The following is a 25,213-nucleotide window of genomic DNA, read 5'->3' as shown; positions in this document are numbered from 1 at the left end:
AATTAGGCTATTGGCACCACAGAAATTAATGTGTCTATGACTTGTTGCGGACGAATACCTTCAGCTTCTGCTTCAAACGAAAGTAAAAGGCGATGGCGTAATACATCATGGACAACGGCTTGCACGTCATCAGGGCTGACAAAATCTTTGCCCTGTAGCCAAGCGTAAGTCCGGGCACACCTATCAAGGGCTATGGTGCCGCGAGGGCTGGCGCCATACTCAATCCAACCGGCTAGCTGCTGGTCATATTGGCCTGGATGGCGGCTGGCTTGTATAAGCTGCACAATATACTCGATAACGCTGTCAGCCATATGTAAATCAAGTATTTCCTGGCGTACAGCAAAAATAGTTGCTTGAGATACAGGCTCAGAGGGTGGCGCTGGGGTATGGCTTTTGGCTTCCCCGCGCACTAGTTGCAAGATTTGTCGCTCAGCGGCTGCATCAGGGTAATCAATAAGAACATGCAATAAAAAGCGATCAAGTTGCGCTTCAGGTAATGGGTATGTTCCTTCCTGCTCAATAGGGTTTTGAGTTGCCATCACCAAAAACAGCTCAGGCAGTGAATAGGTTTGTTTACCAACACTCACTTGCCGTTCAGCCATAGCTTCTAGCAGGGCAGACTGAACTTTTGCGGGGGCTCGGTTGATTTCATCCGCCAGGACAAGATTATGGAATATAGGGCCTTGTTGAAACTGGAAGGTACCATTTTCTGGGCGATAAATATCCGTACCCGTCACATCGGCAGGGAGTAGATCAGGCGTAAACTGAATACGGTGAAAATTCGCTTCAAGCCCATGGGCTAGCATTTTGATAGCTTTGGTTTTGGCTAGGCCTGGAGCACCTTCTACGAGCAAATGGCCATCCGCCAGTAAGGCAATAAGCAGGCGTTCAATGAGATGCTGTTGCCCAATAATGACCGTAGCCAGATAATCACGTAATGCATTTATGGCAGCTCGATGACTCATACACCTTATCTCTTTGTAAAACTCATACGACACATCATGCCAACACAGAGTGTCCGGTAATGAATTATGTTTTAGTGTTTAGTCCTGCTAGCTATGGGGGTTATGCTATGGTTTTTCAATAGGACTAAACATTGGTTTTTTCCCTTTACACATTTATACAGCGGGCTGTATTCGGAAAATACGACTTAAGAGGCTTTTGAAAGTTCCCCTATAATTTTGAGACTAATTAGAAAAAGCTGCTGGCTTGGGTGACTGCGCCAACAATACCTTTTGAAGCATACTACGTTATCCCTTGCACACCAGTTATTAATTTTTTAGCTACCTTGTGTAGTGTTTAGCTTCTCTTGGAGTGAGTGGTATGGGCTATATTGCGGCGGATAACAAAGCGGACTTCCTGGCCAAACTAGTCAATGAGCTAGAGTCTCATGTGCCTAAAGAGCAGTATGAGCCACTTGGGGCTTTTACTCAGCAGTTTTTTTCTGTCACGGCCTTTGAAGACCTCGCTCGGCTTAGTAAAAGTGATGTTATTGGGAGTACATTATCACTATGGCGTTATATCCGGTATCATGATCCCGCTCAACCAAAGATAACGGTTATAAACCCTGAGTATGAGCATCATGGCTGGCACTCCACGCATACAATTATTCAAATATTGCATCAGGATTTGCCTTTTATTGTTGACTCGGTGCGGATGACATTAAATCAGCGAGGGTCAACGATACACTATCTACAAAACAGTGTTTTCAATCATCTGCGTGATGCTTCGCACCACTTAGTGCTGTCTGGAAAAAACACAACGGATACGGTTAAACATAAAGAGGCAGTACTTTACCTTGAGATTGATCGGCTGGATAGTCAGTACGAACTAGAAGCATTACAGCAAGAAATAACAGCTGTTTTATCGGATGTTCGTCTGGTGGTGATGGATCATAAAGCTATTACGAAGCGGGTAGTGGCCTTGGCTGAACAAATTACTCAATGGCCTGTGGGGGAACACGATGAGATTGAAGAGATCAAAGCATTTCTACAGTGGTTAATTAAAGATAATTTCACGTTTTTAGGTTACGAAGAATTAAAGGTTGAGCAAAAAGGACAGCGAAAAACCATTAAACCAGTAAAAGGGATGACTTATGGTCTACTCAAATCTGGAAGGTTATCCTCGCAAGTGGACTGTGATTTTTACGATAATGAATCAATCGTTAGTTTTGCAAAAGCTGGAGAGCGGTCAACGGTTCACCGGCCTGCGTACCCCGATTATATTTCGATTAAGCAGTTAAATGAGCATGGCGACGTTGTTGGTGAGGCTAGAATTCTTGGCCTTTATACTTCACCTGTTTATCACCAAAGTCCACACCATATCCCTTTATTACGTAAAAAAGTAAAGCAGGTTATTGCTAGGTCTCGTATTCATCCTAAATCACATCATGGTAAAGAGCTTAATCAAGTACTTCAGGTGTTGCCGAGAGAAGAGCTGTTTCAAATGTCATTTGATGAGCTATACCACACGGCATTAGGCATTTTACAAATTCAGGAACGGCGGCAAATCCGGCTGTTTATTCGACAGGATAAGAATAAACTGTTTTATTCATGCTTAGTGTATATTCCTCGGGATGTGTACACCACACGGTTGCGGATAAAAATGCAACAAATTCTGGAAGATCGATTAAATGTACAGGATGCAGAGTTTACCACTTATTTCTCTGAGTCGGTCTTAGCACGTGTACACTTTATTTTACGCGTCAACCCTGATCACGAGCATGATTATAACTTGCAAACTTTGACAAATGAAATAATACAAGTTGCGTATTCATGGGAGGATGAATTTCGAGACACACTGCTTGAAGCAAAAGGTGAGGTGTTAGGCAATCACCTTATTGCGCAGTATTCTGATGGATTTCCTGCTGGCTATTGTGATGTTTTTTCACCCCGTACGGCGGTTGTTGATATTGGGCACCTTGAGTCTTTAAGTATTGATGAGCCTCTTGAAATCAGCTTTTATCAGTCTATTGATGATGTTGAAACCACACTGCACTTTAAGGTTTATCACTATTTTCAACCTTTACCGCTGTCTGATTTAATACCGATTATTGAGAATTTAGGTTTAAGGGTGGTGAGTGAACACCCTTATAAAATTCGTAAAAAATCAGGGGAAATTTTCTGGACCCATGATTTTACTCTGGAGTATGCGCTTGAGCAGCCAGGTAACAGCCAACAAACCATCAATTTTCAGCAGGTTAATCGTATTTTTCAGGAAGCTTTTCGTGAAATATGGTTTGGTCGAGCGGAGAATGATGGTTTTAATCGGTTGATACTTGGGGCACAGTTAAACTGGCGTCAAGTGGCGATGTTGCGTGGCTATGCACGCTACTTAAAACAGATTCGATTCAGCTTGAGCCAACCTTATATTGAGTCGACATTAATTCAAAACATTGTCATCACTAAGCTGTTGGTTGAGCTGTTTAATATTCGTTTTAATCCAGAATTTGAGGGAACAATTGCACACCGACAACAACAGCAGCAGGCGATTGAATATCAAATTGATGCGGCATTGGATGAGGTTAATGTATTAAACCAGGACCGTACCTTACGTCGCTATGTTGATGTTATCAGTGCAACATTACGGACTAATTTTTTTCAGTCGGTGGATTCAAATACGTCGAATACCAGTAAACAGCCTAAGGCGTATATTTCATTTAAATTTGATCCAACGCGTATTCCTGAAATGCCTCTGCCTCATCCTAAATACGAAATATTTGTGTACTCTCCTCGGGTAGAAGGTGTTCATCTGAGGGGCGGAAAAGTTGCCCGAGGTGGGTTACGTTGGTCAGATCGGCTAGAAGATTACCGTACTGAGGTGTTAGGACTAGTAAAGGCGCAACAGGTAAAAAATGCCGTTATTGTGCCTGTGGGTGCAAAAGGCGGCTTTGTGCCTAAACGGTTACCCACTGGCGATCGAGAGGCGATTATGGGCGAAGGAATTGCCTGCTACCAGCTCTTTATTCGTGGGTTATTGGATTTAACTGATAATTTGCTTGCAAATGAACTCACTAAACCACCACAGGTGGTGTGTTATGATGATGAAGACTCTTATTTGGTTGTCGCTGCGGATAAAGGCACCGCGACTTTTTCTGATATTGCCAATGAAATTGCTCAAGAGTATCAGTTTTGGCTAGGCGATGCTTTTGCTTCAGGTGGCAGTGTAGGTTATGACCACAAAAAAATGGGAATTACCGCGCGTGGAGCGTGGGTGTCAGTTCAGCGTCATTTCCGAGAGCAAGGTATCGATGTCCAGCAAGAGACTGTTTCTGTTCTTGGTATTGGTGATATGGCTGGTGATGTATTTGGCAATGGTATGTTGTTATCAAAACAAATTGCGGTGGTGGCTGCATTTAACCACCAGCATATTTTTGTTGACCCAAATCCAGATGTAGCCGCGTCATTTGTTGAGCGTCAACGGTTATTTAAGTTACCTCGCTCAAGCTGGATGGATTATGATCAGGAGCTGATTTCTAGTGGTGGTGGTATTTTTTCCATAGATGCAAAATCGATCCTTATTTCTCCTGAGATGAAGCAACGCTTTGGTATACACGCACCTAGATTAACACCAAATGAGTTAATTCACGCCTTGTTAAAGTCGCCTGTTGATTTGATTTGGAATGGGGGTATCGGTACATATATTAAAGCCCAACGGGAGACGCATAATCAGGTAGGGGATAGAGCCAATGACTCGCTACGTATTAATGGTATAGATCTGCGTTGTAGTGTGGTGGGGGAAGGTGGAAATTTGGGAGTGACACAACTTGGTCGAGTGGAGTTTGCGCTTAATAAGGGAGCCATTAATACAGACTTTATAGATAATGCGGGTGGCGTGGATTGCTCAGACCATGAGGTCAATATCAAAATTTTGCTAAACAGTATTGTTGCTAACGGGGATATGACCATTAAACAGCGAAATCAGTTGCTGGAAACCATGACTGATGCTGTGGCTGAGTTGGTGTTGCTAAATAATTATCGACAAGTGCAGGCTATCTCTCTTGAGGCATGGCAAGCGCAACAGAAAATAGATGAGTATCAGCGTTTTATTCATCACTTGGAAGCGCAGGGAAAACTCAATCGTCGTATTGAGTACTTACCGGATGATGATACGCTTGCAGAGCGAATAGCACAGCATCAAGGTTTAACCCGCCCGGAATTATCAGTATTGATTTCTTATAGTAAGTCTGATTTGAAAAATGCACTGGTAAGTTCTAAGGTGCCTGATGATCCCTATTTAGCACAAGAAGCGCTTACTGCTTTTCCGGCTGTGCTTGCTGAGCGCTTTGGCGAGGAAATTCCCAAACACCGGCTTCATCGCGAAATTGTCGCAACGCAATTAGCGAATCATTTAATTAACATGATGGGTATTACCTTTGTTCACCGTATGCAGTTGTCAACCGGAGGCGATGCGGCTGAAATTGCTCAAGCGTTTGTGATTGCTCGGGATGTTTTTGCTGTCAGTGATTATTGGCAACAAATTGAGGCTCTAGATAATCATGTGGCTGCAGCACTTCAGTTGCAAATGATGCAGAATTTAATACGTCTGTTACGGCGTGCATCGCGTTGGTTTATTCGTAATCATCGAGCAGACCTGTCACCCAGTATCTGTGTTGCTCACTATGGGCCTCGTATGCGCGAGTTTATTGAAGTGTTTCCAACATTGCTTAATGAAGAAACATGTCAACGCTGGCAAACTGAAACAGACGAACTGATAAATCAGGGTGTTCCTGATGTGTTAGCGGGGGTTGTTGTTGGTTTTCGTCATGTGGTGAGTGGTTTAGCGATTATTCAGGCGGCAGATCAAACTGGATGTCCCTTACCATTAGTCGCACGTGTTTATTTTGCTATGGCTGAACGTTTACACTTAAACTGGTTTACACAAGAACTTGGTAAATTACCTGCGGATAATCACTGGCAATCGTTAGCCCGGGAAAGTATCCGCGATGAGCTGTACTCTTTACAGCGGGCATTGACAGTGAGTGTGCTGTTAACAGATACCTCGGCTAAAGAGGCTGATATTGAGGCTGTTGATATTCCTGCGTTAATACAACGTTGGGTAGATGCTAATGAAGTTTTAGTCAAACGTTGGGACTCTATGCTGGATGATTTACATAGTCAGGGTGCTTCTGAGCTTGCGATGTTTACGGTGGCAAATAGAGAGCTGACTGATATTGCACGATGTGGCTTGGTAGAAAGTTAGTAAGATACTAACGTATACTGGGCCACTAAAAAGGCAGCATTAGCTGCCTTTTTACATAAAAAAACAAATGTATTTTTTAGTGTGGATTGATATAGAGGTATTATATGCCCAATGCGAATGGTTTTTAGGTGCGGCCATCGAGTGACGAAACCCCATGAGCCTATATTAATAGGTGATTGGGGTGAGGAGTGAAGATAACAAAACCTAGAAACCATTCGTGAAGGGTAAACCTTAAAGTTTGATATTGTGAGTATGTCATATGGCATGTTACTTTTACAGAAAGTTTTTACAGAATATCCCTAAAGCAGGGCAGGATATATCCTGAAAAAAAGTATGTGATTTTTAGTGGCTGTTAGTGCGTCAATATTCTTTTTTGTGGTTGTATACCCTTTGCGGAGCAACTTCAATGAAGGAGCTGGTGTAATTATAAATGCTTGCATTATCAACGAATAATAATTTTAAAATAATATTGAGAGTACCTCTATAAAGGCACTTATTACTTAACAATTATAAAAACTATACCCAAAACGAAGGGTTTTTATGTGCGCTATTCATAGTGCACATAAAAATGATTCGTGAAGGGTATACTTTAACAATATGGTGAACATTATGCATCTGACTATCAATTCAAAGAAAGTTATATTTGGTTTAGCGATGGGATTGCTTTCATTGACAGCAACGGCTAGCACAGAAAGTTTAATTTCAAAAGCACCTGAGGGTGCAAAAGTGTATTTTATTAGTCCTCAGGATGGCGAAACCGTATCAAAAACAGTGACGGTCAAGTTTGGGTTACAAGGTATGGGCGTTGCACCTGCAGGTATAAAAAAAGAGGGTACAGGACATCACCACCTGTTGATTGATGTTGATACATTGCCTGATATAAAGCTGCCATTACCTGCGAATGATCATATTAAACACTTTGGCGGTGGGCAAACAGAAACAACGATAACGTTAAAACCAGGAAAACACACATTACAATTACTAATGGGAAATTATTTACACATTCCTCATGATAAACCCATTATTTCAGAGAAAATAACGATTACTGTTAAGTAATAAAACGGTTTTATCTTGAAACAATCTTCTGGCGATTACCATTGTGTAATGGCTAGAAGATGATTAATAAGCGTTCATTTATTTCTCTAGAGAACCATTGTGATATTCTTTATTTATAGGCGCTTAATGGTAGTGAACGCAGTGGTTGCATGCGCAGTATAGTTTTGTGACAGCTTCCAATGAGGGAAGGGGATAATCCAGATAGCACTTGAATGAGTATGCTATACTCATCGCACAATTTTATTTATTGTGGGTAGTGTTGTGTTATGCATGCACTTTACTCTCTTGTATTGTTGAATAAGTGTTACCCTGGCGTTGATGAAGCTGCTGCAAAAGTCAAATTGGCGGGTATGCTTAAATTGGATAAGCAGACGCTTGAGCGATTGCTAGCAAAACAAGAAGTTGTTATTAAGCGTAAATTGGATAAGGAAGCGGCCCAAAAATATAGTGATAGCCTTAGTCAAACAGGCTTTATGGTATCCATTAAAGAAGAAGCCCCACCTATTGAGTCATCATTAAGTCTTGTTGCGAAAGAAACTACAGACAAGTCATCAGAGCCTACCTGTCAGCCAGATGAAGCCCAACCTGAGGCCGGTAATGTTTACCGCTCACCACAGGTTGATGTTGATATTAGTCGTCGAGTTTTTTGTCGCCATTGTGGTGCTCAACTAAGTGCTGAGGCTTACTCTTGCCCAACATGTGGTGCTAGGCAAATTATTGGTAAAGAAAAAAATAAATATGTTGCAGGCTGCCTGGCTATATTCTTGGGTTTTATAGGTGTTCATCGCTTTTACTTAGGTCAATGGTGGGGAATATTCTATATCTTGCTGATTGGGACTGGTTTATCGCTCATTATTTCCATTATTGAAGGTATTGTATTTTTATGCACCCCAAAATCAAACTGGTTACGTCGATATGGTAATGTGCCTGCAACCACACCTGTTGCAGCGATTATCGTGGGTATCTTCGCGTTTATAATTATCGTTGGGATATTAGCGGCTATTGCTATTCCTGCTTATCATGACTACGTTGTACGCGCTAAAGTCAGTGAAGGATTAGCCTTTTGTGAGCGAGCTAAAGAGCAACTAGCGCTCTATATTCAAGCAAATAATAGTTTTCCTGAAAGTAATACACAAGCCGGTTTGCCCGAAACGATGGGTAATGAAATTGTATCGTCCATTCAAGTTTCTAAAGGTGGGGTATTAACGGTTAAATTTCATAAAGAAGTCACTCATCAACCAGGTCAGACAATAAAACTTCGCCCTTCATTAGTCAATGGGCAGGTGGAGTGGGACTGCTTGGGGGGTAATCTAGCGCCAAAGTATAGACCTAGTACATGTCGCTCATCGAGTGACGCTCAGAGCAAAGTTAAAGAAGTTGTATCTGAAGATGGATCCTTATCAGTCACTGTCCCCTCACGTTGGAAAGTGATGGAGCAATCACATGACGAAGCAGTTTTGCAGGTGGGCCACTTAAGAGATGAAAACTACCTTATTATATTGGCAGAGAGTAAAGTTGATTTTGTTGAAAGTGTTGGTATTAGTGAGTATGGCGAGCAAGTGACGGATACTATTTTGAATAATTTAGCACAATCAGCGTTGATCTCTGGGCCAACAAGTCTGGAGATAAATGGGCAACCTGCACTCAGTTATGAAATTGTGGGGCAAGCTCAACGGGTAAATATCTATTACTATTTGGCTGTCGCGCAAAGTGATGAAGCCTATTTCCAGCTTGTCACCTGGACACTTAAATCAAGAACGAATAAAAATAAGCCAACCTTGCAGCAGGTTATTAAGAGTTTTAAGACGCATTAGTGCGCTGGGCAATTGCAAAACAAAGATTAAAAAGTGATATGGGGGATTGTCGGGGAGCACAGCTATCGAAACAATAGATTTGGCGGTGAGGGAGGGATTCGAACCCTCGATACGCTGTTAACGTATACACACTTTCCAGGCGTGCTCCTTCAGCCACTCGGACACCTCACCAGAAGCGTTGCCCAATGACACCGGGCAACGGCGCGCTAATGTATAACAAATACTGATAAAAGGCAAACGCAATTGAGTTATAGTTTAAGTTGATTGTGCAGTGTGGATCTATTGATTATTACTATTTTTGTTCATGAAAGGGCAAGCTAGCGTTTCTTCAGGCTCCATGTACTGGTAGAGCTTAGTACGCCGTTTGAATATACTTTGTACTCAATGCGCAAAGCTTTATATGAGCGTTTGATGGTTGTTATAATTTCTCTTCTTGCAATACCGCCACTTTTATTAACAGTACCTTTTACATCAGTTGTAGTCGAAGGACCTTTTGAGTTGATCTTGATTTGACTATATTGAACAAAGGAAATCTCGTTTTGACTGATGGTCTTAACCTTTACGTCTCCTGCAGTGCGGTTTTTGTTTAAACGTAAAAAGCCGTTACTGGAGAAAAGGCGGAATATTTCTGTACGTTGTTTACGCTGTTCGATAGCGTCCATATCAGCGGTAATTACAATATCTTGCTGGCTGAATACATCAATTTCAGCTTTTATGGTAAAGTTATCCGCCTTTTGACGAGGGTTCTTCTCTGTTCCCAAGCAAAAGAACCCTGTCGCAGTACCACGCCAGTTGCCACGTAAATTTTTAAACATATTACGTATGCTGCTTGCCTGTGTGTTTGTTAGTTTAACGGGCTTTATCTCTTCAAAGGTTTGACCTGACTTCTTTTTTAGGGGGGATGGTGAAAAGCACTCACTTGCCTGTGTGGGAGCGATACTGAGACAGAGATAAAGAGCGATTAGGATTGTTGGGGCAACACGCATAGTAATAATTTACTCTTCTTAGTGTAGGTCAAAGATAGTTCAATATGCTTTATACTGGGCATTATGCATTGTATTTGTAGCTTTTGCTAGAGGGCTATTAGTGGTAATATTCAGGCTTTTAAAATCCTTAGATATCTTTTTTAGGAAGCGCTTTGCGATTCTTAGTTTTAGGTCGTGCTAATTTATACAGGTTCAACTGCTTCCATCAAGTGTTCGTTACCCCCTTAACACTATTGATAATGGCATCGTGTCAGCTTATTGATATATGTGATAATAATTTTAGTTGAAGTAAATAGTGAACAAAATGACTAAAGAGGTAAAAATGAAAACTCAAATGATAAAAGTACTTGTAGTATTGTATGGTTTAATGTTTTTTAGCGTGTGTCAGGCTGGAACGTGGAGTACAGCTGGTCAAGTTACTGAAATTAATTTACAACCAACAGGGGATAATAGTCTGTTTCCAGAACAAATATTTTTCAATTTTCCAGAAAGCTCAATTTCCAATTGCTCTAGTAAAACACTTTATCATTTAATCGGGTAATGAGAAACATATCGATAGAATGTTCTCAATGTTGCTGACAGCGCGATCTTCAGGGAAAAGTGTGAGGATTTATGCAAGTGGTCGTTGTGATAGCTGGGGGGCTACCATCGTTGATGGAATCATAATCCAGTAAGTTAAAAAATTAAGCGGCTAGTACTAAGCCAAAGGAAATTTAATCGTTAGGCGTAGTGTAAATATATTATGCTGGCTGAATTAAGGGGTAAGTAAGGAGTTTTTGTGTTTAAAAGCATGAAGTTAGGACGTTTTAGTTTTATAGTTACTCTTCTCTATTTTAGTTATGGTTATGCTCAAGCAGAGGAAATGAATGAGGCTATTCTGGGGGATTACCAACAACCTAATACAGGTGCGTTTAGAACGAATATTAACGATAATGTCAATGAGTCAATTGATCCATTTACTGGAATATTACAGCGGCATTATATTGACTTGGTAATGCCGGGTAATGGTGGTTTAGATATCAAAGTTCATCGAGTGTATACGAAAAAACAAAGTGAAGACTTAATTGAAGATAATATGCTTGGTAGAACTTCAGTAGGATTAGGCTGGGATATTCACTTTGGTCGGATATTGACAAATGCATTTTTAAATCATTCAAACTCACCATCGAGTTGTAGGAAAAATTATGTTCACTTCAGGTATAACCCAGTTCTTCAGATGCCTGAAGGTGGGCGCTCTGTCTTATTGAATTCTACTTCTAATGAGTATGCATATAAAACAAAAAGTCAATGGATTGCAAAATGCCTCCCACGTAATCATAGTAGAAAGAAGGGAGGCCTAAAAGTTTATTCGCCTGATGGCTTAGAGTATATCTTTGATATATATGGTCGCTTGCCAGGTGGTAAAAAAGTTTATTATGCTTCCAAGATATCAGATACGAAGGGAATGGGCTAACCAAAACAGTTCGCCGAGGTGATTTAACGCAAAGTATTCATTTTAATGCGCTTGGCTTGCCTTATAAGACCCTACAGGCTGGTGGTGGTAAAACCATTTCACAGGTAACTAAATATGATATTTTAGGGAGAAAAACAGCTATTAGTTATCCTGCTTATGGACATAATCCTGCTAAATATATCAGCTTGGGCTATGATCCACTAGGTCGCATTACTCGTAAGCAGTTCCCCGATGGTTCTGTTGAAACCTATACCTATCAAGGTAATACCCTGCAAGTAAAAGATGCGAAAGGGCGGGTGACTAAAACGACCTATGTGGGGTATGGTGATCCTGAACAAAAAGAAATTTCCAGAATTGATGCACCTGAGGGGATGTCGACGGTTATTAGTCGTAACCCACTGGGTATGGTCTCTGCCGTTTCTCAAGGAGGGATAACCCGACAATTTAAGTACAATGCTAAGTTGATGCTTGATCAGGAAATTAATCCTGAGCTTGGTGTGACACAGTACTACTATGATAATGTGGGTAATGTTACCCGTAAACGGGTAGGTGCTGGTGGTACATACCGTTATCAGTACGATAATCTTTATCGGTTAACAGGTTTATATTACCCAACGAACAGTTCAGGCACACCTGATGTACAATATCAATACGATGCGCTGGGAAATGTCACACAGGTAAACAATGAACAAGTTACCTGGCAGTATACTTATGATGCACACAATAATTTGGTTAAAGAAATAGCGACACTTAAGGCCAAGTCTGCTTCAGCAAATTACACAATTCAGTATGCCTATAATGCCAATGATGTATTAACCCAAGTAACTTATCCCAGTGGGCATGTTATAGGGTTGACTCCTAATGCATTAGGTCAGGCGACCACGGTGGGGCATTATGCCAGTCAAATTGCTTACCATCCTAATGGTCAGTTAGCCAGTTTACGCTATGGTAACGGTCAGATACTGACGGTTTCACAAGAAGCCAACCGACAGCGGCTAAACCGTATTCAAGTGAATGGCACTAATAGTGTTGTTGATTTAGCTTACCAATATGATGTTGTGGGCAATGTGGTAAAAATAGCTGATGGAATTTATGGCTTCAATAATCGAACGTTGGGCTATGATGGATTAAACCGTCTTGTAAGTGCCCAAGGGAAATGGGGTTCTGCTCAGTACAGTTACAATTCTCGTAATGATATTACCCGCAAAGTGTTGGGTAATAAAAGCTACAATTATGGCTATGATGGACAGGGTCGCTTACAGCAAGTAACAGGAAGTCAATCCTACCAGTTTTCTTATAATGGTGTTGGCAGTGTAACCAGTAATGGCTCATTAACATTTGGCTATGATGGTAGTGGGCTTAATGTAGCTCGGGCTTGTTATACAGCTAATAATAACTGTCAAACAGATCCTGACTTTTTCTTTCGCTATGATGGGCATAACCGCCGGGTGGCTACACTTAATAAAAGTGGAAATACCTACTACACGTTGTACAACAAGTCGGGCCAGTTGCTTTATGAAGAAGATGCTGTGTCAGGTGATGTGACAGAATATTTTTATCTAGCGGGACAGCAAATTGCTAAACGTCAAACCTGTAGTGATACTGACACTGACCAAGACAAGCTGCCTGACTGCATTGAAAAACACTGGGGCTATGATGCTAATAATTCAGCTGATGGTCTAGCTGATAATGACGGTGACGGTATTTCAAATGGTGAGGAGTATCACCTAAAAACAAATCCTGAACTAGCTGATTCTGATGGTGATGGTATTAGTGATAGTGATGAAATCAAGTATGGATTTGATCCTCTGGTGAAAGATGCGGATAAAGATCTCGACCAAGATGGCTTAACAAATCTTCAAGAGCTTGAACTTGGAACCGATCCTACTGATGCTGATACCGATAATGATGGTCTCCCTGATGGTAGTGATCCTCAGCCAACCTTTAATGTGGCTGTGTTGATTCCTATCCTCCATAACTTGTTGTATTAGTGCAGGGAGTATTTGTAATGATGAAAGCATTTTTTCAATCCTTATCCATGTTTAATTTTGCATTAAAGCAAAAACAGTTAACTTATGGGCTACTTGTTTGGTTACTTACGGTGATGGTTTTGCAGCCTGTTCCGGCTGCAGAAATTATCACTTATTATCATAATGATTTAACGGGAACCCCCGTTGCTGCCAGTGATGAGAGTGGTAATTTGTTATGGCGCGAAGAATATACACCTTACGGTGAACAATTAACCCAAGACAAAAAGTCTGACTCTAACCGTCGTGGTTTCACTGGCCATGTTCAAGACCGAGATTTAGGTCTTGTTTATATGCAAGCACGTTATTATGACCCCGTACTTGGTCGTTTTCTGGCGTATGACCCTGCAGGTGTAAATCCTGAGTTGCCTTTTACCTTTAATCGGTATGCCTATGGGAATAATAATCCCTATGGTTATGCAGACCCTGATGGTGAATTAGCCTTTTTAATTCCTGCGGTTATTTGGGGTGTTGGTGCAGCAATGACTGCTTATGACACTTACCAAACCTACCAAAATGAAGGTGCGGCAGCGGCTGCGCAGTCTCTTGCAGTGGATGGTGCTATTACGGCAGTTTCTGGTGGTGTAGGAAAGTTAGCCACTAAAGCAGGGAGAAGCGTATTTAAATGGGCTAAGCGTTCGCCCTGCGGATGTTTTGCTGCAGGTACCTTGGTTAAGACGAAAGAGGGTTTAAAGCCCATTGAAGAGGTTAAACTGGGTGACCTGCTTGCTGCAAAAGATGAGGAAACAGGTGAAATTGCCTGGAAGCCAGTTATTAAGCAGCATATCTATGAGAATCGACCCTTAAATACGTTGGTGCTTCAGACTAGTGCGCAAAATCCAGTTGAATTGACCGTTACAGATGACCATCCATTTTGGGTAAAAGGAAAAGGCTGGGTTAAGTCTGTAAATCTAAATGTCGGCGATGAGGTTGCTAATTACGAAACAGGTTGGCATAAAGTCGTTAGTTGGACATCTTTAAATACTGCTGGCACAACTTATAATTTTGATGTTAAAGACTACGAAAGTTACTTTGTTAGTGAGCAGCTTGTTTGGGTGCACAATGGTGGACCGTGTGATGTAAAGACGCCACATACAGTAAATACTGGTGGTAAAGCTCCCAAAACCTCAGATCCAAACTCCATAATAGAAAGTCGAAGAGCAGATGGTTCATCAAGTGCCACATATTATGATGATAAGGGACGAGCATTTAGTCGGGAGGATTACGGTCAGCAAAGTACTCATGGTTCATTAGGTCAGCGTGCAGATGGGCGATCAGTAGCTCATGAACACAGGTTTGACTACAATGAACGTGGTTTCCCTATTAAGCAAGATGTTTATAGAGAACTTTCAGAAAGCGGTAAGCCTGTGGGCCCTTGGATAAAAAAGAAATGAGTGAGACTATTATTGGTTATATTAATTCAATCAATAGAAATGAGTTAATAGCTTTGGAAAGTGAGATTCAGCAAGAAACACCTTTTGGTTTTAAGTTTACAGACGATTTAAATTTGTATAACTACCCAAAGTGTTTGTTACTTCGTAATGATATTGTGCAGTTTGTAATATCTGATTCAAATGAATCAAACACTGCGACAATATTGCTTAATGAAAATGATTACGATCCTGATGATGAGTCTGAAAGTGATTTTCAAAAGCAATTCCCTTCATTGTTAAAAGATAGGATTTTTGAAATTACGAAGATTATTAAATTATTGGTAGATAAGATATCGGTTAGAGAGTTAGGGTTTTCAATTAGTTTCTGTGATGAAATAGAGCAAGTAAAACACAGCTCTATAGAATCATTTGAAAGAGTGGTTGTTACTGACTGTATTGAAAGTTGTCCACCAAATACACTCTATATTATAGACAAGTAAGAAATAAGGAGGTGTTTGCCGTTTCCTTGGGGCAAACAGTTCAACAGGAGCTATCCAACCGTTGTTTGTCATCAGTACAAATTGAAATACAATCGGTATTCATTGAGCATGAAAGGTTAGTAAGCTTGACACAAATTTTACTGGCTAGGTAAAAAGGCTGGCTGATTGTCACTGAACCGTCTGCCGCAGGGAGGCGGCAGCCGAGCCTCCAAGGAGGGATTCACGGTGTGTTCAGTGGCAGTTAGGCTGCCTTTTATGAAGGCGGGATTTGTCATTCATAATATTTAAACGATCTGCTTATGAGCAGGGATAAATTATAGAAGCTTTTTAGTGGCTAAAGTGTAAATTTGCACTTTATTAATCAGGTAGTAATCGGGAAATATATGAGACTCTTTTTTAGAATAACTGCATTGGTTTTATCATTAGTTACACTCAGTCTACATGCGTCAGATAACACGCGAGCAAAGGTGGTTTATGCGGGTATAACGGGTGCTGGAACAGTATTTGTTAATGTTTTAACTGTTATCAATGAGCCTGGTTGCGAAAAGAAGTCTCTTTGGATACCTTCAGAGTCAACAGTGAAAGCTCATGTTTTAAGCACTGCACTTGCGGCTTTTGCGGCAAAGCAAGATGTATATGTTCAGACAAAAGGCTGTTATAAAGGTTACCCGACACTGGATAACTCAGATAATTCGTGGTTTCATATTTATCCTGCTGAGTAATGATTAAATTGATGCCTTTGTTTTTTTGAGTATATTTTTTACCCTAAATAGTCAAGGGCATCAATTAGTTTTTAGATCTATTTTCTACTTATTAAAAATAGCTCGCCCTGAATTAAGGATATGTTTTGGGTCCATCCATTGCTTTAGCATTTTCATGGGGCGCCAGTAGTGGCCAAAATGCAGACTCCAGTCTTTTTGTTTCATAGGAATAGCCCCCACAGGATAGTAGTAACCTCCTATTTGTCGTGCACCTTCATAAATATCACGATTCAACACCATTAATTCTCTCGTGCGCTCTTTAGTCGGAGGAGTGGCATTACGCATTAGTGAAAAATAAAAGAAGTGCTTTTCGTTTGGTTTTCTTAACAGTGGGGTAGACATATTACATTGATTAAAGCCTGACAGTAGGATAGGACCTCCTCCTAAGTCTTCAGGTTTTAGGGATTGTAATGTTTTATTTATGAAGCTTTCTGCTTTTGACGCTGGTATTAATAAAGGACACCAGGGGTGTGGATAATCCCAAAGGCCAGTACTACGGAGGTATTCTACAATAGGTGCTAAACGATTCAGGAAAGTAAAATATGGCATATCCTGTACAGTTAAGGCTTCTGGGTTATAGTTAAGTCCTTCCAACAGGGCAGTATTTTCTGGGGGCTGGTCTGAGTTATAGTACTTGGTTGCTTGTAGAATAAATAGCCAACCACCTGTTTCACTGGCTTGCACGCCACCTTGTACACCATCAAAGCGATTGCTTTCAATAAGCAATAAGTTATCTTTACTAAAGCTTGCAAAATCGGTATATACCAGTTGAAAGTATCTTGCCATTGAAAAAGCAGGCTGAAGCTTAAAACGAGCACTTACTATTACTCCAAACTGGCCCAAACCTGCACGAAGTGCATTAAATAACCAACCATTACTTTTCGCTGAACATTGTAAAAGTTGTCCTTGAGCCGTTACGATTTCTATTGACTCGACGATATCCGTCATGGCTCCATGCTTAAAGGACTGAGCACCAAAACCTCCCACAGAAATTGCACCGCCTACAGTGATTTCTAAAAAGTCCACGACAATTGGTAATGTTTTTTGGTGCTCCAGTAATGTTGGCATAACATCTAACCAACGGGCACCAGCCTCAACGTGAAGTGTTGTATCGGTGATTGATTGTATTGTGTTGAGTGATGAAGTATCGATCACAACACCCGCTTCAGCTAGCGTCTCACCATCTGTTGAAAAGCCTTGTCCTTTCGCGCTGACAAAGATTGAGTGTTGATTAGCAAACTTCATTAATTTAATGATGTCATGTTTTGATGCAGGGAAAAGTACGGCTTTGGGCACTTTATACTCAATATGACCAAAGTCTTCTGCAGCTTGAGTAAGGGTGTCAGTATCGGTGAGCAGTTGTCCCTCAAAATCAGGGAAATCAGTAGCTAATATGCCATCGGCATATTCATTTGGATAGGTTGCTGTTGTAGCCCAAGTGCGGGTCACGGTATTAAATCCAAGTACGACACTTGCGGTAAGAACGCCTTTGACTAGGTTTCTGCGAGACAATCCTTGTTTCATTTACTGATTACTCCATGTTGAATAGTTTGCGATGAATATTTCTTGCTCAGGGTATAAATACTCTCATTGGGTACAAAAGTGACTGGGTTAGAGTATTAACAATTTAATTATTATTTTGCTAATTGAGGGTGATACAAACTTATACCCAAAGTGAAGGATATCATCATAAAAAAATTAAAAGAAAGAAGGCAATTAATAACGCTGACAGTATGGTCTTTTCCTGACGATCACTGTAAGTTTGTTTTTTAAGCGAAAAATTGAACGAGGATAGGCGTGTGGGTAAGCAGCAACCCCCTGTTATTTTAACGATTGCAGGCTCTGATAGTGGTGCTGGTGCGGGGATTCAGGCAGATTTAAAAGCAATTAGTGCTACGGGGGGCTATGCGTGTACGGTTTTAACAGCGGTTACGGCGCAAAACACCTGTGGAGTATTTGATGTATTTTCTATGTCATCAGCACATGTTGCGAAACAGCTTGATGCCGTATTTACAGATTTTTCAGTGAAAGCAGTTAAAACAGGGATGTTAGTTAATGCGGAAATTATTAAAACAGTCGCGGCTAAATTGAGTGATTATAAACCACAATGGTTAGTGGTTGACCCGGTTCTGGCTTCTACAAGTGGTAAAACACTCCTTGAAAAAGAAGCCATTAACGCACTCAAGGATATACTTTTTCCATTAGCAAATGTTGTTACCCCTAATCTGATAGAAGCAAGCCTCTTGGTAGGGGAAAAGGAAGATGGCTATACAGATGATAAAATATCTGAGCTGATTATTCGGTTACGAGACTTAAACACCAAAGCGGTGTTATTAAAAGGAGGGCACTCATCTAATCAAAAAAAGTGTACTGATGTTCTAGTTTTGCCGGATAAGCTTAAAAACTTTTCTGCCGCAAGAGTTGTTACGCCCAATTCTCATGGTACAGGTTGTACACTATCTGCTGCATTAGCTTGTTATTTAGGCCAAGGGTTAGCACTGGAGATAGCGGTTGAAAAAAGCAAGTGTTATTTGACGGAAGCGCTAAAAAACAGTGCATCCTGGCAGCTTGGTAAAGGGTGTGGTCCTTTAGGGCATTTTTTTGATAGGTAATAAGCTATACCCAAAACGAAGTGTTTTTATACCCCAAGGGCACAAGGGTGCGGCCGTCAAGCGATGAAGCCCCTGGGCAAGTTTACTGCTGTGAAACTTGCGGTAGCCACTTTAATTGATATAAAAGCGCTGCTGGGCGGTTATATTAATAAGTGACTGGGGTGACAGTTAAATGCTCCTCGGCAATTGCTCCTGCTTTGCTCTACTACATGACATCCATGTCATTATGCATAAACTGCATTCCCACCATCCTTGGCGGTCAAGAGCGCTGACAACAAACCCTACTAATGTGTCGGGGACACATTAGAACAGCTTCGCTGGCCCGTTAGGGTGAGCGCTATGGATAGCGCACATAAAAATGATTTGTGAAGGATATATCTAACACGCCAGCGATCTTTATCAGAAACTTTTAAAAAAGATAAAGAGATTAAGTTAAATTAGTAACCTCGATTTTTCAACGTACTTCAGTTAAGCTAAGCACCGTTTCCCTTTCAAGTTGTCGGTGAGTAGTATGCAGTTTGCCGTTGATAAGGCGTATTGTATTAGCCTTAAGGAACGTACAGACAGGCAGGAAATAGCAAAAAAAAATTTGAGTGTGATAGGCAATCCTGTTGAGTTCTGGTTAGTTGAAAAAGATAAAGATAACCCTGAACGAGGGTGCTATAATTCGCACAGAGATATTGCTCGGCATGCACTTGAGCAAGGTTTTCAGCGGGTTTTGATATTTGAAGATGATATTCTTTTTCATAAACAAGCCTCACCGAGTCAGCTTAAACGTATTAATAACTTCCTATGCTCAAACCAAGGTGACGTTTTTTATTTAGGCGGGTTTTTAGGTCGTCTTTGGTTGACTTATCGTCCTAATATTGCAAGGTGTAAGCTGTTTTGCACACATTCTTATATTTTGCAAAGAAGTGGTTTGGAGAAACTGGCAGCTGCTGATTATCATCACGAGCCTATTGATATTATTTATAAGCGTGAGTTTGACTCTTATACAGCATTTCCTATGCTTACCTCGCAGTTACCCTATTCGGTTGTAGCAAGTGATATTGCCAGTCATCGGTTGGAAAAAGATAATGCTGAATTCACGGATGAGCATTGGCATTGGAATCGACGCTATCAATACTGGTCAGCATTAAAAAACATCAAGTACACACTATTGAACCGTCCGAGTTATTGGAAGCGTAAGCGGCAAAGCAAAGAGAACAAGCCTGCCGTTGCAGTTACAGACTGACATCACAGGATGTGAGCTTCATACAACACTTGAATGACAACGTTTTTTGCTTTTATCTGGCAGCTTTAATTATTTATAGCTAAGGTTACTAACATAACTATTGGAAATAGTGTTGTCAGTACCTGTAGCTAAGGGTGCTAAACCATGGAAGGTTCGTTAAGGTGAAAGGAAATGCCTGATTCACTCCAAAGTATGACTCAATGGGCTACTCAAACCCATACTTCTTCACCTGGAGGCGCGAGTAATGCTCAGCTCCAGCAGCGAGCGCGTACCATCTACGACACTCATTCTCCAGGCTCAAATCAACTTAGCCAACCGCAGCAAATGAATCATTTGCTTTCACTGCAACAGTTACATGCTAATCCTAGTATTCCTGTGCAAGTATACCCCCAGGGTAATCGGGGTGAATCACCAGCTCAATATATGTTAAGACGTGGGTTTCGTAGGGCTGCACATAAATTTTCTTACCGAATCATGCCTCTGACTGGGCCAATTCATAGTCGTGCACGGATTACCCTAAATATTGATCCGCAACGGTCGCAACAAGTCTCTCAAGCGATGGCTCAAGAGTTGACAGCAAACACAAGTGTACGTCAAACGAAAATGATGGGACCTGATCGGCTTGGGCAGCGTACCGATGATGCGATTATGTACATGCGCCGTCATAGTTTTGATACTGCAAAAACGACAGCGCAGAGCCTGGCACAAAGAGTTAATGATCCAACGGCTTTTGTACAGCATACACCTTATGGTATGGAACCTATTCCGGGTATGCCAGGCATGTCTTACTCTGAAGCACACCCATCATTAAGTAGTAGTCACGGTACAGCGCGTAAGCAAATTATTGCTAAGGCAGTTGAATCTTTTCGGGCACTGGGGGGGAATAGAGATACGGATCAAGAAAATATGGCAGGCCATGTTGCTTATCATGCCTATCGAATGGGGTTTAACCCTAATGCGCCGGCATTTGTTGTCAAGCGATCCCACAAACGGCTATTGCAGAGTATTCGTGACTATCCAGCGCAGAAGCGTAATGCAAATATTGCAAAAATTACAGGTACCTCAACACTCAGAGCCAATGCCTTTGCGCAGCGAGTATTAAGAGCTCATGGCATGCGTTAAGAAATAAAGCTGCTTTATTTCTTATGTATTCATCGCTATAGGCTCGTTGACCCAGCGTGTTTCACCATCAAGCATTTCCAGGATAATAGGCTGGGTGTTACACAAATCAGCAATTACTTCTGCCAGTGAATATGAGTGCGTTGTTATAAAGAGCTGTGAGTATTTAGCTGCGTGGCCAATCAACAGTGTTAGGGCAGGTAACAGGTCAGGATGGAGACTGGTTTCAGGTTCATTTAAGGCCAGCAGACTCGGAGGACGGGGACTGAGTAGTGCTGCCGTCAGACATAAGAAACGTAAAGTGCCATCTGATAGCTCGCGGGCTTCAAACGGGCGGCGTATGCCGTCTTTTTGCAAGTAAATAGCAAATCGACCGTGGTTAGGTAGAATCAAAAGTCTTGAGTCTGGAAAGGCTGTCTCGATAATTTCATGTAAGGTTGACTCATCTCCGGTTTCGATAATCGTCTGTAAAGCCGCAGCTAAGTCATTGCCATTATGACTGAGTACGGGGGTCAGGGTACCGACTTGAGGTTGACGAACCGCAGCTGGTGGGCCGGTATCAAAATAGTGATAAAAGCGCCATTGCAGTAACAGCTCTCGGAGAGTGAATAACTCAGGATACAAGTGAGGTTCCTGTAACTGAGATAATACTGACTCACTAGGTAAAAGTGTTACTGGGTATTCGTAGCGTTTTCTATCCGCATGAGTTAGCCATACCGAGGTTGCTTTTCTGGTTAGCAATGTGTTGTTTTGACGACGTTTCGCTTTCAGCCAGACGTATTCTTCCCTAAATACTGGGTCAAATTCAAAGCAGGTATTTGCGGGGGTTTTGGGCGTTAGCCCTGCATGTAACTCGTAGCTCAACTCTTCAAAAGAAACAGCAAGCTTGATCCGGCGAGGTGTTCTTTTGGTATCACTGTGTCGTTTTTCGCCAGCCCAAAGTGCTAATGGCATACCGCCTTCATAAATGATGGATGAAGCAAACTCACCTTTTGCAGCTTTTGATAATAAAAGCAGGGCACGGTATAAGTTTGTCTTTCCGCATCCATTTGGACCTACCAATACATTCACAGGATGGAGTGGCAGTGACAGCTCACGTATAGAACGGTAGCCTTCGATATGAATTTGTTTGATCATCAGCTTAATGTTAATGACTGCATCAAAATCGAGAAGATGCTTTTTAGCTTAGCATCGAATAAGTAACTGAGCTTGACTTGGGTGTAACTCCTAGGTTTTAAAATTGCTCTGAAAGTAGAGCGGAGTTTTAGTATGCAAGCAAGTCACTTAGCAAAGCGGGTAGGTGTTACCGCAGAGACAGTCAGGTTTTATACGCGACAAGGCCTGTTATCACCCCAGCGTAATCCGGCAAATGGTTATCATGATTACGGTAGGCATGATGAACAGCAGTTAAATTTTATCTTGAAAGCAAGAACACTGGGTTTTAGCCTAAAAGAAATCATGCAAATTTTACAGCATGCAAAACATGGTGACTCACCTTGCCCTATGGTGAGGGACTTATTAGCTCAACATATCCCTCAGGTTAAACAGCAAATTACAGAGTTAAGTACATTACTTACTCGAATGGAAACAGCGCTGAGCCAGTGGGCTGTTATGCCTGATGGTGTCCCCAAAGGTGACTCAGTGTGTCAGCTGATTGATAACTGGCAACAAAATGAATGAACAGACTGCTTTTAGTAACTCGTTAGTAGTTATAAGCGGTGAGTTTGTATAATTCAGTTTCTTATAAATAGCCTAGGGGTTGTTCAACTATAGTAATTATTATGCGTAATGAGAGTGAGCTTGTTAAATATCAAGTGTGCTTCATTATGCTTACAATAAAAGCATTATTTTAAGTAGTACCCATTAATGCTAATTAAAATGGCATAGGAAGGCAATTATGTGGGGCAATTCATTATCACTATTGTGGGGGCAGAGAAATAGGACAAAACGAGTCTCCCCTATATGTCGTATAAAACTTATTGCCTTTTTGCTAATGACTGTAAAGATTATGGGTTGTAATACTAAAGAGTCATTAATGGGTGAGGAAAGAGCTGAGCAAACTAGGGTGCCAATTGCAATTGGGGTTATGGCTGGTGAGCAATATAGTAACTTCTGTAATTTTATGCTGGAAAATGATGCCTATCTTTTTAACCCTAGGCAGCCACACACATGGAAATTTATTTTTACTCGTTTTGCTAGTGGTGCTGAGGCAAAAATGATCATCAATGGTCGACTAAGGACGTTGCAACTATCAGAGATTCGTGATCAGTTTGAGAAGTTTACGGTGCGGGACGAACCCACAATCAGTGTGGAATTGATAAAATCTAAAACGAATAACACCATCAATCATATGGAATATCATGGTCAGCTAACAATACGTCAGTTTGCAGAGCAGCTTTCATTTGATGTGGTTGGTTCATGTCATGTTTAGTGCGATCTACAAATAACATAAATATACCCTTCACGAATGATTTCTAGGTTTTGTGATCTTCACCCCTCACCCCAATCACCTATTAATATAGGCTCATGGGGCTTTGTCACTCGATGGCCGCACCTAAAAACCATTTCTATTGGGTATATTTGCAGCAGTGGGCTGACTATCCCTCCTGCTGCAAACAATTGATTTGCAAAGTGTATACTTGAACTATAAAGGACGTCTAATTAAGTCTTCGTTGAATTGTTTTTGGTTATCACTGTCTTGCCCTGTATGACGTAACATGACCGAAGGCACTTTAGCTTCAATACCAGTCCATTGCTTTAGCATTGCAAAGGCTTTTTTCTGATCTTCTTCACTTACCGTTAAAATATCCGTGCCATGATTTCCATCCTTAACCCAAAAAGAATGAGTACTACGCCTGCCTGAGTTAGGTAAAAAGAAGGCACCTGCAGTCCAAGGATCAATGTCACCGTAAAATAACATCAGATTGCTGCTTTTTAATACAACGAAATTAGCGATATCCCACATCGCTCGGTAGTCAAAAGCTTGAGAAGGCCACTTCGAAACATAAGGACGATAGTCGTTAGGGTCATACTGCAGCAGGTCTGTTATATGCCCTAGCATAAGGCGAGGATAACCGAGCTGGGTAATGGCCTGATAAAAGTATGGCTCATAAGTTTTTCGGCCAATGTCACTCAAGAAATAGAGAGGTCCCCAATCTACCATAAACTGAAAAAGATCTGCGTCTGAGGCATCGTTTGTGGGAATATCTTTACAGTTAGCAATATCACCATATTGCCAGAACTGAAAATACAGTTCGCCTACGGTCATATCCAGCACTTGATCTAAACCACCTTCAAGACTGAAATTCATACCTTGCTCATTACTATAACGCTGAATATAGGCTTTCATGATATCCCGTCGTTTTAGTAATTCTCGCTGATACTGCTTTAAAGCGGCGCGACAGCCAGCAGGCCCAACCTGTTGTTGGAATGTGACATAACGCGGATCAAGACGGCCAAAGCTTTGAGGAGCCACATTCGCCACCGTACCATCAACATCATCAGGGTAAAAACGACGATGATAAATTGCGGTCATTCCTCCTTTACTGCTGCCACGAGAAATCCATTTTCCGGTATAAAAGGGGCGTATTGCTGTGACAATTCGGTGGTGGTCTGCAGCTGCTTGTTTAATGGTTAGATATTGCCAGTCTTTGGGTTCCGGGGTGGATTCAGCAAAAAAACGATGCTCTATTTTCAGTTGGTTGGCATTGAGTACTTGGGTTAAGTTATATCGGTATGTGCTCACTGCAATGGTATAACCATTAGTGGCTAAGACCATAGGGGCATTTTGGTCTTTATGGAGTAACACCATTCGTTGTTTAAACGAACCTAACCAAGGACGCTCATGGTCAATGGGCTGACTATATCGTATTAAAATATATCGATAGCCAGAGGGGGGATTATTAAGCTCTTCTGCTTCCATGCCGGGAATAGCTTGCAAATAGCTTAATATATCTTGAGATGCATGAGCCAAGAGAGGTTGAGCTGAACTCCAGCTAGCCCAGAATAATGTCAAACATAGCAAAAGACTGCGTATTATTATTCTATTTATTCGCATAAAGTGAGTTATCCTAATCC

The 25,213-nt window shown here is 41.4% G+C and carries 19 protein-coding genes and 1 tRNA gene; 14 read left to right on the top strand and 6 right to left on the bottom strand.

The window, feature by feature from the left end; all coding sequences use genetic code 11:
• Positions 1 to 2 precede the first annotated feature (2 nt).
• Positions 3 to 965: an AAA family ATPase gene (locus tag F607_RS0109595; protein WP_027707921.1), complete on the bottom strand. Its 963-nt coding sequence runs from the start codon at positions 963 to 965 to the stop codon at positions 3 to 5.
• 358 nt (positions 966 to 1,323) lie between these two features.
• Here F607_RS0109595 and F607_RS0109590 point away from each other — a divergent pair, with 358 nt between their 5' ends.
• The 3 genes from F607_RS0109590 to F607_RS32725 all read left to right on the top strand — a co-directional run bounded on the left by F607_RS0109590 (position 1,324) and on the right by F607_RS32725 (position 9,071).
• Entirely contained in the window at positions 1,324 to 6,201 is a 4,878-nt protein-coding gene (locus F607_RS0109590) for an NAD-glutamate dehydrogenase (protein ID WP_027707920.1), read from the top strand.
• A gap of 609 nt (positions 6,202 to 6,810) precedes the next feature.
• The gene (locus F607_RS0109585) at positions 6,811 to 7,257 is read left to right on the top strand and encodes a DUF4399 domain-containing protein (protein ID WP_268967637.1); all 447 of its coding nucleotides are present in this window, start codon (positions 6,811 to 6,813) and stop codon (positions 7,255 to 7,257) included.
• A gap of 266 nt (positions 7,258 to 7,523) precedes the next feature.
• On the top strand, positions 7,524 to 9,071 hold the full coding sequence (locus tag F607_RS32725) for a pilin (RefSeq protein WP_051311234.1): 1,548 nt from the start codon (positions 7,524 to 7,526) through the stop codon (positions 9,069 to 9,071).
• A gap of 80 nt (positions 9,072 to 9,151) precedes the next feature.
• On the opposite strand, the gene F607_RS0109570 is transcribed toward F607_RS32725, so the two are convergent.
• Positions 9,152 to 9,242 (bottom strand) — tRNA-Ser (locus F607_RS0109570).
• 146 nt (positions 9,243 to 9,388) lie between these two features.
• Positions 9,389 to 10,057: a hypothetical protein gene (locus F607_RS0109565; RefSeq protein ID WP_027707918.1), complete on the bottom strand. Its 669-nt coding sequence runs from the start codon at positions 10,055 to 10,057 to the stop codon at positions 9,389 to 9,391.
• Positions 10,058 to 10,379: 322 nt separating this feature from the next.
• Here F607_RS0109565 and F607_RS0109560 point away from each other — a divergent pair, with 322 nt between their 5' ends.
• From F607_RS0109560 to F607_RS0109535, 6 genes are all read left to right on the top strand, one after another.
• The gene (locus tag F607_RS0109560) at positions 10,380 to 10,598 is read left to right on the top strand and encodes a hypothetical protein (protein WP_027707917.1); all 219 of its coding nucleotides are present in this window, start codon (positions 10,380 to 10,382) and stop codon (positions 10,596 to 10,598) included.
• Between the two features lie 237 nt (positions 10,599 to 10,835).
• The gene (locus F607_RS0109555) at positions 10,836 to 11,510 is read left to right on the top strand and encodes a hypothetical protein (RefSeq protein ID WP_038290837.1); all 675 of its coding nucleotides are present in this window, start codon (positions 10,836 to 10,838) and stop codon (positions 11,508 to 11,510) included.
• Between the two features lie 56 nt (positions 11,511 to 11,566).
• Positions 11,567 to 13,501, top strand: a complete 1,935-nt coding sequence (locus tag F607_RS0109550; RefSeq protein WP_027707915.1) for an RHS repeat protein — start codon at positions 11,567 to 11,569, stop codon at positions 13,499 to 13,501.
• Between the two features lie 17 nt (positions 13,502 to 13,518).
• Complete coding sequence (locus F607_RS32720) at positions 13,519 to 14,931, top strand: RHS repeat-associated core domain-containing protein (RefSeq protein WP_051311232.1); 1,413 nt, start codon at positions 13,519 to 13,521, stop codon at positions 14,929 to 14,931.
• A complete protein-coding gene (locus tag F607_RS0109540; protein WP_157365411.1) occupies positions 14,913 to 15,410 on the top strand; it encodes a hypothetical protein in 498 nt (165 codons plus the stop codon). The genes F607_RS32720 and F607_RS0109540 overlap by 19 nt, the downstream gene beginning before the upstream one ends.
• Before the next feature lie 383 nt (positions 15,411 to 15,793).
• The gene (locus tag F607_RS0109535; RefSeq protein WP_027707913.1) at positions 15,794 to 16,132 is read left to right on the top strand and encodes a hypothetical protein; all 339 of its coding nucleotides are present in this window, start codon (positions 15,794 to 15,796) and stop codon (positions 16,130 to 16,132) included.
• 84 nt (positions 16,133 to 16,216) lie between these two features.
• On the opposite strand, the gene F607_RS0109530 is transcribed toward F607_RS0109535, so the two are convergent.
• The gene (locus F607_RS0109530; RefSeq protein ID WP_027707912.1) at positions 16,217 to 17,695 is read right to left on the bottom strand and encodes an FAD-binding protein; all 1,479 of its coding nucleotides are present in this window, start codon (positions 17,693 to 17,695) and stop codon (positions 16,217 to 16,219) included.
• Positions 17,696 to 17,970: 275 nt separating this feature from the next.
• Here F607_RS0109530 and thiD point away from each other — a divergent pair, with 275 nt between their 5' ends.
• From thiD to F607_RS0109510, 3 genes are all read left to right on the top strand, one after another.
• A complete protein-coding gene (thiD, locus tag F607_RS0109525) occupies positions 17,971 to 18,783 on the top strand; it encodes a bifunctional hydroxymethylpyrimidine kinase/phosphomethylpyrimidine kinase (protein ID WP_027707911.1) in 813 nt (270 codons plus the stop codon).
• 511 nt (positions 18,784 to 19,294) lie between these two features.
• Positions 19,295 to 20,017, top strand: coding sequence for a glycosyltransferase family 25 protein (locus tag F607_RS32715; protein ID WP_051311228.1), 723 nt, complete (start codon positions 19,295 to 19,297; stop codon positions 20,015 to 20,017).
• Between the two features lie 171 nt (positions 20,018 to 20,188).
• Complete coding sequence (locus F607_RS0109510; protein WP_027707910.1) at positions 20,189 to 21,139, top strand: T3SS effector HopA1 family protein; 951 nt, start codon at positions 20,189 to 20,191, stop codon at positions 21,137 to 21,139.
• A gap of 21 nt (positions 21,140 to 21,160) precedes the next feature.
• Here the strand turns inward: F607_RS0109510 and F607_RS0109505 are convergent, their stop codons facing one another.
• The gene (locus F607_RS0109505; RefSeq protein WP_051311226.1) at positions 21,161 to 22,273 is read right to left on the bottom strand and encodes an AAA family ATPase; all 1,113 of its coding nucleotides are present in this window, start codon (positions 22,271 to 22,273) and stop codon (positions 21,161 to 21,163) included.
• Between the two features lie 132 nt (positions 22,274 to 22,405).
• Here F607_RS0109505 and F607_RS0109500 point away from each other — a divergent pair, with 132 nt between their 5' ends.
• Both F607_RS0109500 and F607_RS0109495 read left to right on the top strand, forming a co-directional pair.
• Complete coding sequence (locus tag F607_RS0109500; protein WP_027707908.1) at positions 22,406 to 22,816, top strand: MerR family transcriptional regulator; 411 nt, start codon at positions 22,406 to 22,408, stop codon at positions 22,814 to 22,816.
• Positions 22,817 to 23,171: 355 nt separating this feature from the next.
• A complete protein-coding gene (locus tag F607_RS0109495) occupies positions 23,172 to 23,567 on the top strand; it encodes a hypothetical protein (protein WP_027707907.1) in 396 nt (131 codons plus the stop codon).
• 213 nt (positions 23,568 to 23,780) lie between these two features.
• Here the strand turns inward: F607_RS0109495 and F607_RS28965 are convergent, their stop codons facing one another.
• Positions 23,781 to 25,193, bottom strand: a complete 1,413-nt coding sequence (locus F607_RS28965) for a S28 family serine protease (RefSeq protein WP_051311224.1) — start codon at positions 25,191 to 25,193, stop codon at positions 23,781 to 23,783.
• Positions 25,194 to 25,213: the final 20 nt, after the last annotated feature.

The organism is Zooshikella ganghwensis DSM 15267, assembly GCF_000428585.1.
GTDB lineage: Bacteria > Pseudomonadota > Gammaproteobacteria > Pseudomonadales > Zooshikellaceae > Zooshikella > Zooshikella ganghwensis.
Note: the sequence above shows the minus strand (reverse complement) of the source record. Positions and strands in the feature narration are given on the sequence as shown.